Consider the following 12895-nt stretch of genomic DNA (forward strand, 5'->3'; position numbering starts at 1 on the left):
TAATCTTAAACATTTATTATAGATTGTAAAATAGGGGAGCAACATCCCTCAACACCATATAATCATTTATATTAAAGGAATTGCTGGCTCGCTAAACTTTATAGATATCAGGGCTCTGCCCCTCAAACCTTATAATTATTTATGCTATTGAGATTACAGGGCTAACGCCCCTTTTTTAATCTTAAACATTTATTATAGATTTTAAAATAGGGGAGCAACATCCCTCAACACTTTGCAATTATTATATTAAGGGGACCGTAGGCTAAACGTCTTTTTTAATTTTAATTATTTCTCTATTGTTTATAATATTAGGGGGCAGCGCCCACACATCTCAATAACATATAACAGAAAGACCTTATAGAGGGGCTTTAGCTCTGAAATCTGTCCTCGTAAATATTATTGAATTTTCAGAACTAACGCCCCTTTTTAATTTTGATCGTTTTCAAGGGATAGTAAAATAGGGGAGCAACATCCCTCAACACCATATAATCATTTATTAAAGGAATTGCTGGCTCGCTAAACTCTATAGATATCAGGGCGCTGCCCCTCAAATTTTATAATTATCTATGCTATTGAGATTACAGGGCTAACGCCCCTTTTCTAATTTCTTAATTATTTTCTAGAGATTGTAAAATAGGGGAGCAACATCCCTCAACACCATATAATCATTTATATTAAAGGAATTGCTGGCTCGCTAAACTTTATAGATATCAGGGCTTTTATAGAGGGGCTTTAGCTCTGAAATCTGCCAATTTAAATATTAAGGAGATCACAGTCCTGACGCCCTTTTTTTAATTCTAATCATTTTTCAGAGGTTGTAAAATAGGGGAGCAACATCCCTCAACATTTTACAATTATTATATTAAGGAGACCGTAGGCTAAACGCTCTTTTTAATTCTGATTATTTTTTCTATCGTTAATAATGTTATGGGGCATCGCCCACACGTCTTAATAACATATAACAGAAAGACTTTATAGAGGGGTGTTAGCCCTGAAATCTGTCCCCGTAAATATTATTGAATTATCAGAACTAACGCCGCCTTTTCAATTCTAATTTTTTCTGTTGTTTATAACAATAGGGGGCATCGCTCACACATCTCACTAACCCATAACAGAAAGAGCTTATAGAGGGGCTTTAGCTCTGAAATCTGTCCTCGTAAATATTATTGAATTATCAGAACTAACGCCCCTTTTCAATTCTAATTTTTTCTATTGTTTATAATATCGGGGGCATCGCCCACACATCTCAATAACATATAACAGAAAGAGTCTGTAGAGGGGTGTTAGCCCTGAAATCTACCAATGTAAATTGAAGCAGTCATAATAAAGACTAACTATAGTTTTGCCGACAAAATGAATAGATTTTAAATAAACCTGCATAGTAGCTAATTGTCAAGCTGAATTAAATTCCTTTAGGAATGGCATCAATGAGATGTTTGGTGTAGTCTTTTTTAGGGTTTGCATAGACGATATCAGCGTCGCCTTGCTCCACAATTTTGCCTTGGTGCATGACCAAAAGTTGATCTGCCATGTACTTGACCACCGCCAAATCATGGGAAATGAAAATATAGGTAAATCCAAAATCGGTTTTCAATTCATTGAGGAGGTTCAATACCTGCGCTTGGACAGAAATGTCTAAAGCCGAGACCGACTCATCGCAAATGATGAGTTTAGGTTGCACAGCAATGGTTCTTGCAATCCCAATACGTTGTCGCTGCCCGCCGCTAAATTCATGCGGATACCTGTTAAAGTGAGCTTCAGACAAGCCTACGCGTTCCAGAAGTTCAATTGTTTTTTGTTTTCTAGATGTAGCATTGCCATATAATCCGTGGACTTTCATAGGTTCCATGATGGCTTTGCCAACCGAAAGTCTTGGGTTTAAACTAGAAAATGGATCTTGAAAAATAAGTTGGATATCTTTTCTCAGTTGCCTTAAGGCCTCTCCTTTAAGGTGAGTAATAGGGTGACCTTGGTATAAGATTTCACCTTCTGTAGGATCATTGAGCCTAAGAATGGCATTGCCTAAAGTGGATTTTCCACAGCCAGATTCACCAACAAGTCCAAGGGTTTCCCCCTGATAAATTTTAAAACTTACTCTGTCGACAGCCTGTATTTTTTCGGTTTTTGAAAACCAACCCGAGTTGGAAAAAAAGGTTTTACTTACATTCTTAATTTCTAGTAATGGTGGTTTCGAATAGATCCTTTCATGCCTTTTTTGTCTCTCTTCTGAAGTTTCTATTTTAGAATTTGGAATATCCTGCATAAAGTCCTTAACTGTTGGTAAAGACTTAAGTCGTTCACTGGTAGAGGGTTTTGAGGCTAAAAGCGCCTTGGTATATAGATGCTGTGGAGTTTTGAAAATAGAAACCACATCGTTCTGCTCTACGATTTCTCCTTGATACATGACTGCAACCCGATCTGCTAGTTCTGAAACTAAAGCTAGATCGTGAGAAATAAAGAGAATACCCATTTGAGTTTCCTGCTGGAGAGATTTCAACAAGGTTAAAATCTCCTTTTGGACAGTAACGTCTAGAGCAGTTGTAGGCTCGTCTGCTATTAAGAGTTTTGGTTTGCAGGCAATGGCCATAGCAATCATTACTCTTTGCTTTTGACCTCCACTTATTTGGTGAGGATAGCTTTCAAAAATGTCATGGATTCGGGGTAGCTTTACCTTTTCAAAAAGGCTTAAGACCTCTTGTTTTGCTTTGGATTTAGACAGCTTTTTATGCCGAATTAAAACTTCCGCAACTTGTTTCCCACACGTCATAGAAGGATTTAAAGAACTCATAGGTTCTTGGAAAATCATTGAAATATCGTTCCCTCGAATGCTCTGGAATTGCTGCTCGGTACATTTTGTGAGGTCTCGATCTTGAAATAGAATCTCTCCCTCAACCTGAGCTTTGGGTCCTAATAAACCTAAAATAGACAAGGTAGAAACTGATTTCCCGGAGCCAGACTCGCCTACAATACCTAAAATCTCGTTGGGTTGTAACTGAAAGTCGATGTTTTTGATCACTCTTTCGTCACCAAAACTGACTTGAAGGTTTTTTACATTTAGCATTACACAGAAATCAGTTCATGATCTTCCAAGAGCTCTTCCTGGCGAAGCTTCAAAATTAATTGTGCTACGGCAATAACGTCTTTTTCGCAATAGGTTACAATCCTATCCAAGTCTTTTTCTTTATAAAACACATCTCTAACTTGGCTGCCATCAATATCATCTTTTGGAGAAGGGATATTGAAAAGCTCGGTGAGTAATTTTAAGGAGGTGTAGTGTTTATAATCTCCAAATTTCCATAATTCTAAAGTATCTAAATGAGGAATTTCCCAAGGTTTTTTACCAAAAAGCTGAAGTTGACTTGGTAGAGCAATGCCGCAGATAAGCATTCTTCTAGCGATATACGGAAAATCAAATTCCTTAGCATTATGCCCACACATCAGGTGATGAGGAAGGCTGAAATAGTCTTCAACAAGTAGTTTGAAACGCTTTAATAAATCGGCCTCTTCACCATAAAAACTCGTGGTTCTAAATTTACGCTCATTACCTTTAAAATTAAAATAGCCTACAGAAATACAGACGATCTTACCAAACTCAGCCCAGATGCCAGCTCGCTCGTAATACTCTTTGGGAGAATGGTCCTCCTTTCTTTGATACTCTGTTTTGTCTGCAAAAAGCTTTTGCTTAGTCGGAGATAAGTCTTCGAAATCTGCGTGTTCTGGAACCGTTTCAATATCTAAAAACAAAATATGTTCTAAGTTGAGTTTGTCTAACATAATAAGGATTTGTTTTCTCTGTTAATTGAACTAATTTACTGAAAATTTAAAAGAAAAGAAAGGATGGAGGGTTTCTCGAAAATATCAATTAATCCAAACTCAACTCTGCACGACTTGTATAACGCGTGTAATCCATTGTCTAGTTACAAAATAGATATCATCATTTATCCACTAAGCGTATTGATTATAAGCATTGAAGGCTTAATCAAAAATTACAAAAGAACCTTTTTCTAAGTTTAAATCGTTTAAAGAGGGATGCTCGTGCGTTTCTACTTCAAAAAAGTAACGTTAAATGAAGGCGCAGGAATTTATCACCCACACTTAGAATCGCCGCAACTTTTACATTTTAAGCAGCCTTCTTCAAAAATTAAGCCGTCTGGATCGTTACAGTTCGGACATTTTTTATCCAAAGCTTCTGTTCCTTCTGGTACAAAACGTTTTAATGCTCTGGCAACTCCATTTTTCCAGGTGTTGATGTGATCGTCGTATAAGTTCAAATTCTGAACTAAATCTACAACATAAGGGATTGGCATTCCGTGGCGCAATACTCCAGAAATTAATTTAGCATAGTTCCAAAATTCCTTATCAAAGGATCTCGATAAGCCTTCAATGGTTATTTTGTAGCCTTCACTATCTATATATTGAAAATCGTACCTCGACGAACCGTCATCATTTCTATTTTTTGTAACCCAACCTTTTTCTACCCATTGTGGCAAATTGAAAGCATCTTTCATTTGACCTGTAAAAATTTCATAAGGCCGTCCATCCACCAAACCAATAACGGCTAACCATTTTTCAGAGTCATTATGAAAACGCACAATCTCTGCTTCAATTCTATCTGGTCGTTTGGCGGTTAGCGTTTCAGTTGAAGTAATCGTCTGTTCTTTAGTTTTTTGGTCTGTTGACACTAAAATTCCACTTCTTGACCCATCTCTATAAACGGTTATTCCTTTTAAACCTTTTTGCCATGAATCCACATAAATATCGCCGACCGAATCTACTGTTACATCAGAAGCCAAATTAATGGTTGAGCTAATAGAATGGGTTGTGTATTTTTGAACCAAAGCTTGCATTTCTACCCGTTTTTTCCAATCAATTTCTGGTGCAGTTGCTCCAGCATAAGGACTTTCGGCTACATCTGATTTACCAGTGGTATTCATCCACGTTTCATATTTTTTATGATACACGGTAAATTCTTCAAATCCATCACCTAATTCATCTACAAAATCGACTTTAGAATTTTCGTCATTGGTATTTACTTTTCTTCGTCTTACGTAAGATAATAGAAATACAGGCTCAATACCCGAAGAGACTTGTGCCAACATACTTAATGAACCTGTTGGTGCAACGGTACTTATAGAGATATTTCTTCGGCCATGCTCAATCATTCTTTCGTACATCTCAGGAAATTCTTTTGCCATCATTTGTACAAATTCTGAGGTGTCTTCAATATTTCTATTGAACACTTCAAACTGACCTCTTGTGATGGCCATATCGATACTACTATCAAATTCGGCAGTCATTTTTGTTTTCATAATGTCATTAACAACTGCTAAAGCATCGTCGGTATCAAACTTAATTCCTAAGGCTGCAATAGCATCAGCTAAAGCTGTAAACCCTAAACCTGTACGTCTTCCTTTTTTACCTGTTTCAGCCAATAAATTCCAGAGATCTTTCTCTGTTCTTTTGATGGCCTCTGGTTCTGGATCTGCATTGATTTTAGCTAAAATACGCTCAACGGCTTCCAATTCTAAATCCACCAAATCGTCCATAAGCCGCTGTGTTTCGTAAACCACTTCGTAAAACTTCTTAAAGTTGAATTTTGCGTTTTTAGTGAATGGGGCTTCAACAAAACCGAATAAATTAACCGCAATCAGTCGGCAACTATCACCACCTTGCATCGCAATTTCTGAACATGGATTGGTAGAACTATTTTTAAATTCTGGATATACAGAAGAGGTTGAATAATGATGCTGTCTGTCCCAGAAAATTAATCCTGGTTCTGCAGTATTGTGAGCACAAGTGATGATTTTATCCCAAAGATCTTTTGCGTCAATCTCCTTAGTATATTCTGGGTCCTTACTTTCAATTGGCCATTGTAAGGTGAACTTAGTATCGTTAACAACAGCTTGCATAAATTCATCTGACAAGCGAATAGAAATATTAGCTCCGGTTATTTTGGTTAAATCTTGTTTTATCGTAATAAAATCCTCAATGTCTGGATGTTTAACGTCCATAGTAAGCATTAAAGCACCACGTCTTCCGTTTTGAGCGACTTCTCTTGTCGTGTTTGAAAACCGATTCATAAATGAAACTGCTCCTGTTGTAGAACCAGCAGCATTAGACACCAAAGCATCTTTTGGACGCAATTCTGACAAGTCCACTCCCACTCCACAACGTCTCTTAAATAGTTGCGCTAATTGCTCATCTGTATGGCAAACACCTCCATAAGAATCTAAAACCGAAGGCACCACAATACAATTTGATAATGACGCAATGACTTGATCGTTACCTAAACCGAACATCACACTTCCCTGTGGAATAACGTATTTAAAATCTTTAAAAAGTTGATATATTTTAGTCTCGTCTAACGGTTTTCTGTTTTTACCGTAATCTGATAAATGTTCTGAAACGGTTTCGGTAGATGCATATTTATTTTCAACACGACCAAATTCTTTGGCCATTCGCAAATGCATTTCGTCGGGAGATTTTTCCAAATAATTACCATGTTTATCTTTTAGACAATACTTGTTAATCCAAGTGGTTGCGGCAAGTTCATCGTTATTGAAATACTCTAAAGATTGCTCTAAGACATCTTTATAAGTGTATGATATTGAGGGGGATACGGTTTGACTCATATTGAAATTTATTTTTGAAATATTAGTACGATAGCCACAAATTTACCGAACAATAAATGGATAAACATGATAAATATCATGCTTGTTGATAAGTCGGGGGGGGGCTGTTAATTAATTAAAAATTATCTAAAATTTCTGTCTCAATTAGTGCGATTCCGATGATGGCCTTTAAGGGTATTAATTTGTCATACAACTTATGCTAAGAAGATTCTAAGACTGGAACCTTAGTAAAAGTCACCAGAACTATTTGCTTTAGCTAAAAGTAATTCAACCATTTTATTGTTGTGGTTTAATTATTCGATTAAGAATTTATAGAGGACAGTAATCAGTTACATATAGCTTGATTGTGATGAACTTTTTCTTTATAAAACACATCTCTAACTTGGCTGCCATCAATATCATCTCTTGGAGATAAGTCTTCTAAGTCGGCGTGTTCTGGAACCGTTTCAATATCCAAAAACAAAATATGTTCTAAGTTGAGTTTGTGTAACATAATAAGGATTTGTTTTCTTTTATAATCGAACTAATTTACTGAAATTAAATTGATCCATTTTCAGGATAAAATTAAGTGGAAAAGATTTCCAAAGACATTGTAATTATCTTAAAGTCAAAGTTATGTAATTCAAAAAATAAACTTACTTTTGCACCTCATTATTAATAACGGGAGTCGAGAACTCCAAAATTTAATTTTTTATGCCAGTTAAAATAAGATTACAAAGACACGGTAAAAAAGGGAAACCTTTTTTCTGGATCGTCGCTGCAGATGCTCGTGCTAAAAGAGATGGTAAATACCTTGAGAAATTAGGGATTTACAATCCTGTTACTCAGCCCGCTACTATTGAGCTTAATGTAGATTCAACTGTAAAATGGTTACGAAATGGTGCACAACCAACCGATACTGCAAAACGTATTTTATCTTACAAAGGCGCTTTGATGAAAAAACACCTGTTAGCAGGTGTTGATAAAGGAGCGTTAACAGAGGAAGAAGCAGAGAAGAAATTCGAAGCTTGGATGTCTGAGAAAGGAGATAAAATTTCTACTGCTGAAGAAAAAGCAGCAAAAGTTAAAGAAGCAGATAGAGAAAAAGCATTGGAAGCAGAAAGAGAAGTAAATGCTAAGCGTGAAGCTGAAGCAAAAGCTGCTCAAGACGAGGAAGAAGCTAAAGTAAAAGAAGAAGCTGATGCTAAGGCTGCAGCAGAATCTGAAAAAGAATCTAAAGAAGAAGCTCCTGCTGAAGAAGAGTCATCTGAAGATACTAAAAAAGCTTAACATTTTCTACGATGACCAAAGATGATTGTTTTTATTTAGGTCAAATCGTAAGTAAATTTAGTTTTAAAGGGGAGTTGCAAATCAAGTTAGATACCGACGAACCTGAACTCTATGAACATTTGGAATCAATTTTTGTGGATTACCGCAATAAATTGATTCCTTTTTTTGTGGAAAAATCTAACCTCCAAAAAAGTAATTTATTACGCGTAAAACTAGAGGAAGTCAACGAAGAAGGAGATGCGGACGACTTGCTAAAAAGAGACGTTTACCTGCCGTTATCTAAGTTACCCAAACTTGACGGTAATAAATTTTACTATCACGATGTTATAGGTTATAAAGCGGTAGATGTCACTCATGGTGAGATTGGGACCATCCAGTTTGTCAATGACCAAACTATGCAAGCCCTTTTCTTTATTGATTTTAACGGTAAAGAAATAATTATACCTGTGAATGACAGATTTATACAAAAGGTGGATAAGGATGAACATATCATTTACTTCCAAACCCCAGAGGGTTTAATAGATATGTATTTGGAAGACTAGTTTTTAATCCAAACTCTTTCGTTTAGCATCCAATTTTAAGAATACCAGTACCAAGATCAAAAAACCCCATAATCCAGACCCTCCATAACTAAAAAATGGAAGCGGGATGCCAACTGTTGGAAATAAACCTATTACCATCGCAATGTTCACAAAGAAGTGAACAAAAATAACGGATAGTACAGAATAGCCGTACACTCTGCTGAATTGGCTTTTTTGACGTTCCGCTAAGTGAAATAGCCTAAGAATGAGTATAGCAAATAATAAAACCACAGCACTTGTTCCCAAAAATCCCCACTCTTCACCTACCGTGCTGAAAATGTAATCTGTATGTTGCTCTGGTACAAAGCGTCCTTGAGTTTGTGATCCTTTTAGCCAGCCTTTCCCTAGCCAGCCTCCACTGCCTATGGCAACTTCGCTTTGGTAAAGATTAAAAGCTGAGCCTCGAATATCATTAGTCTCTCCTAAGATCACATCGAACCTCTCTTTTTGATGGGGAAGCAATACAGAATTCAATATAAAATTGACAGAATATGAAAATCCCAAACTAAATAGAAGTGTCAAGGCATAAATCCAAAACCTTGGTTTCCGTTTTCTATTGAATAGATAAATAATAATAAGTACTGCTACAAAAAAGGGAGCAAAAATTCCAAACCCAAACTTGAGAGTGATCACAAAAATGGCTACAGATAGAAATCCCACGCTCAAGTAAGCTTGTGGAAGTCCTTCTCTATACAAAGGGATGACAAATGCCAAATAAATGAGGGCACTACCAGCATCTGGTTGAAGCATGATAAGCGCTAGTGGGATTCCAATAATGGCGAAAGCTTTGAGTTGTGAAACAAACGTAGAAAGGTCGTTATTGATTTCACTTATGTATTTTGCCAAGGCAAGTGCCACAGCCGTTTTCATAAACTCGGCAGGTTGTATACTAAATGAACCAAAGGAATACCAAGCCGTTTGGCCAGCAATAGTCTTACCGAAAATGAAGAGTCCTATGAGAGACAATATGGCTGCAATGTAAATAATGCTTGCAAACCTTTCGAAAAACTTGCTTTCTAGGGCTAGGACAATTATAGCTATCACCACGCCCAAAATAATCCATAGCAGCTGCTTTCCATAAATTTTAGAAAGATCAAAAATACTTTCATCTGGATTTACAAAGGTAGTTGAGTATATATTTACCCACCCAAAGCCCATTAGTATAATTACAATTAAAATGGTGAGCCAATCAATCTGCAATAGAGTTTTAGGCATACTTACTGGTTAATTTTAAAAGGTTCACCAGAATAAGGTTTAGCGTACTCGTCTTCCAAAGTATGGCTGAGAATCCAGTTCTCAAGGTCTTTTCGTTCAATATTATCTTTCAGATATTTCTCTATCATCAAAGTAGAAATTCTACCAGCATACCTAGATCCCCAGTACCCATTTTCTACGAAAACAGCCAAGGCTATCTTAGGGTTATCTTTTGGAGCAAAGGCAATAAAAATAGAATGGTCTGTCAGTTGCATCCTTTCTCCGTCGATTTTTACGTAATTCTCTGATGTCCCTGTTTTGCCACAAACTTCTATGCCAGGGACTCTAAGAAATGTAGCTGTCCCGTAATTATAGACATCATGCATCCCTTGAATAATCGGCTCAAAATGCTCTTTATCAATCGTGGTGACTTGTTTTGTCGTGTACTTTTCATTGTCAACTGGCTTGTCGTCTATTGATTTTATAATATGGGGTCTATAGAACCAACCTTTATTAGCGATAGCTGCAGTTGCATTAGCAAGTTGAATAGGAGTAGTAAGCACTTCCCCCTGACCAATGGCGTTGGACAAAGTAGCGCTTGCATACCAATTGTAAGTTGGATAGCTATAAGCTTTGTTATAATAATCAGAGTTTGGTAGTAATCCTGCTCTCCCTACAGGTAAATCATAACCTAAATAATCGCCAAGACCAAAACTAGCCATATGCCCTCGCCAGACGTCGATCCCTTTTTGAGGAGTATCATATTTTTCAATAGTCCTTCTGTAGATTTGAGCGAAGTAGGAATTACAAGAATGTGCAATTCCAGTAACCATTTGTACTGGACTCGGGTGGTTGTGACAACCCATTCTTACACCTCTTGCATAGGTGTACCCGCCATTGCACCTAAAACTTTCTTCTAGTCCAACGACTTCTTCCTGTAGGGCTACGAGTCCTGTTAACGCTTTAAATGGTGAGCCTGGCGCATAAATAGCCTGTAAAGCCCTGTTATACAAAGGTTTATGTATGGTATCGTAATAAAGTTCCGTGAAATTTTTTGACCGCTTTCTTCCTACTAAAATATCGGGATCATAAGAAGGTGCTGTAATTAAACTTAAAATTTCTCCACTACTTGGCTCTATGGCTACAATACCTCCTCGTTTGCCTTTCATCAATTTTTCTCCATAGGCTTGCAGTTCTGCATCTATAGTAAGGTGGAGATCGCTTCCCTTTTTGGGTAAGGTGTCAAACTTACCTTCCTTAAAGGGTTTGATGTTTTTATTGTGAATATCTCTTAGATAATGTTTAACGCCACGCTCACCTCTTAAGGCCTCCTCATACTGTTCTTCAACTCCCTGTTTTCCCTTTAGATCCCCCGATTGATAATAGGAATTTTGTGAAATCTCTCTATCTCCAACCTCTGCGATATATCCTAAAATATTAGCACTATGGTTAATTGTATAATCTCTTAGCGACCTTTTCTGAATGTAAAACCCTTGGTATTTATGCATGCGTTCTTGAAGAACAGCATATTCTTTTTTGGTAAGCTGAGGAGTAATCACAGAAGACAATCTTGGGGAGTATCGCCACGCTTTTTCCAGCTGAATTTTGAGTCGCTCTGGAGTTAATTTTAATAAACTGGCAAGCTCTAAAGTGTCAAAGTCCTTAACTTCCTGAGGAACAGCCATGACATCGTAAGCAGGTTGGTTACCTACCATCAGTTTTCCATTTCGGTCATAAATATATCCTCGTTGAGGATAATCGTAGACTTTACGTACAGAAATATTGGTCGAAACCTCGTCAAAACTCTCGTCTAAAACTTGCAAGTAAAATAAACGAATTAAAAAAAGGAATGCGGCAAAACTAACTAGAATAATAGGGAGTAACTTTCTCATTTACTGTTCTTTCGAATTAAATTTAAGGTGATTATAATTAATAGTATACTAAAAATAGAAGAATAAATTGTTTTCTCTATAAAATACAATAAATGATCGACACTAAAGATTTCTAAGCTAAAAAGTACAGTATGATGGACCAAAACCATAAGACTTACATAAATGAACCTTTCTCTAAAGGGGGCATTATAAAATTTAAGGGTTTGGTAATCGTAACTCAATCCGAAAGCATTCCTTAAAAATAACGGTCTTAAGTAAGCAATTGTGAGTGTTGCAGCTGCATGAATTCCGCCGCTATCTTCAAAAATATCTAAACTAATCCCTAAAATAAATGCAAGAATAAGCTTCTGTACAGAATTGATATCGAAGGGAAGTAAGATGATAAGTAAGGGATAGATAATGGGATTGATGTAACCAAAGACATTAAACTGATTCAAGATTAAAACTTGAATTAATATAAGAAGGACAAACCTGATACTATTTATAAAATAGGTTTTCATCTATCGTAAATCTGGATTTAGTAATTCTAAGGCTTCTGCTTTTCGACTGTTTTCTATAATGTAGATATGCTTTAAATTAGTCATATCATTAAAAAGTTTGACATCAATAGAAAAATATCCTATGTTTTCGTCCAATTGAAAATCGCTTATGATACCGATGGGAACATTTTCAGGAAATACCAAAGAACGCCCACCAGTGGTAATAGTATCTCCAAGCTTTACAGGGGCAGACCTTGGCACATCAATAAGGCTTAAAATATTTGGATCTTTTCCATCCCAAGTAAGTGTCCCGAAATGATAGGTTTTTTTAAGCTTGGCATTAATTGAGGTATTGGTATTCAGAATAGAAATAACCCTTGAGTATTTTGGACTTACGTCTTGAATAATACCGACGATGCCTTGACTGGAAATAACACCTAAGTCTTTAGATATACTATCCTTGGTACCACCTTCAATCAACAAAAAGTTATCGATTTTATCGTAATGGTTGGAGATCACCCTAGATCTGGTTATCTTATATAAACTATCCTCTATAAATTCAAGTTCAACCGGTAAGCTATCTTTTGCTGAGGGGATGTTCAATAATTTTCGTCTCAAGTTTTCATTCTCCTTTTGAAGAATTTCGTTTTGAGTTTTCAAATCAAAATATTGATGAACATTTTCTGAAGAGCCCAAGACTGTTCCCGATATAAAATTAGCCGATGAAACAAGCTTGCTGTTATGGTAGGTATGGGATTTAAACGTTAGCCCTAGAGCTATCGTCATAAGAATGATAAACACCAAACCCGTCTTATTTTTAATAAGAAAAATAATGATTTGCTGCATAA

Annotated in this window: 9 protein-coding genes and 1 pseudogene; 2 read left to right on the forward strand and 8 right to left on the reverse strand. The window is 36.5% G+C overall.

Annotated elements, in window-relative coordinates:
* Positions 1–1402: 1402 nt before the first annotated feature.
* From PGOND44_RS13085 to PGOND44_RS16100, 4 genes and pseudogenes are all read right to left on the reverse strand, one after another.
* Positions 1403–3061 (reverse strand): ABC transporter ATP-binding protein, encoded by a 1659-nt coding sequence (locus tag PGOND44_RS13085; protein ID WP_003443556.1) that lies wholly within the window; start codon positions 3059–3061, stop codon positions 1403–1405.
* The gene (locus PGOND44_RS13090; RefSeq protein WP_003443558.1) at positions 3061–3774 is read right to left on the reverse strand and encodes a 3'-5' exonuclease; all 714 of its coding nucleotides are present in this window, start codon (positions 3772–3774) and stop codon (positions 3061–3063) included. Before PGOND44_RS13090 ends, PGOND44_RS13085 begins: the two co-directional genes overlap by 1 nt.
* A 311-nt stretch (positions 3775–4085) precedes the next feature.
* Complete coding sequence (locus tag PGOND44_RS13095) at positions 4086–6632, reverse strand: adenosylcobalamin-dependent ribonucleoside-diphosphate reductase (protein WP_003443559.1); 2547 nt, start codon at positions 6630–6632, stop codon at positions 4086–4088.
* Between the two features lie 406 nt (positions 6633–7038).
* Positions 7039–7125 (reverse strand): annotated as a pseudogene (locus PGOND44_RS16100) (3'-5' exonuclease); the annotation flags it as partial.
* A gap of 200 nt (positions 7126–7325) precedes the next feature.
* Here PGOND44_RS16100 and PGOND44_RS13100 point away from each other — a divergent pair.
* Positions 7326–7901: a 30S ribosomal protein S16 gene (locus PGOND44_RS13100; protein ID WP_003443568.1), complete on the forward strand. Its 576-nt coding sequence runs from the start codon at positions 7326–7328 to the stop codon at positions 7899–7901.
* An 11-nt stretch (positions 7902–7912) separates the two neighbouring features.
* Positions 7913–8443, forward strand: coding sequence for a ribosome maturation factor RimM (gene rimM / locus PGOND44_RS13105; RefSeq protein ID WP_003443571.1), 531 nt, complete (start codon positions 7913–7915; stop codon positions 8441–8443).
* Between the two features lie 3 nt (positions 8444–8446).
* Here rimM and rodA read toward each other — a convergent pair whose 3' ends face one another.
* From rodA to mreC, 4 genes are read right to left on the reverse strand one after another with little or no spacing between them, the layout of a single operon-like run.
* Positions 8447–9697 (reverse strand): rod shape-determining protein RodA, encoded by a 1251-nt coding sequence (gene rodA / locus PGOND44_RS13110; protein ID WP_003443574.1) that lies wholly within the window; start codon positions 9695–9697, stop codon positions 8447–8449.
* A gap of 2 nt (positions 9698–9699) precedes the next feature.
* Positions 9700–11568 (reverse strand): penicillin-binding protein 2, encoded by a 1869-nt coding sequence (gene mrdA / locus PGOND44_RS13115; protein ID WP_003443577.1) that lies wholly within the window; start codon positions 11566–11568, stop codon positions 9700–9702.
* On the reverse strand, positions 11565–12068 hold the full coding sequence (gene mreD, locus PGOND44_RS13120; RefSeq protein WP_003443585.1) for a rod shape-determining protein MreD: 504 nt from the start codon (positions 12066–12068) through the stop codon (positions 11565–11567). Before mreD ends, mrdA begins: the two co-directional genes overlap by 4 nt.
* Positions 12069–12893: a rod shape-determining protein MreC gene (gene mreC / locus PGOND44_RS13125; protein WP_003443587.1), complete on the reverse strand. Its 825-nt coding sequence runs from the start codon at positions 12891–12893 to the stop codon at positions 12069–12071.
* Positions 12894–12895 lie beyond the last annotated feature (2 nt).

It is taken from the genome of Psychroflexus gondwanensis ACAM 44, from assembly GCF_000355905.1.
GTDB classification, from domain to species: domain Bacteria; phylum Bacteroidota; class Bacteroidia; order Flavobacteriales; family Flavobacteriaceae; genus Psychroflexus; species Psychroflexus gondwanensis.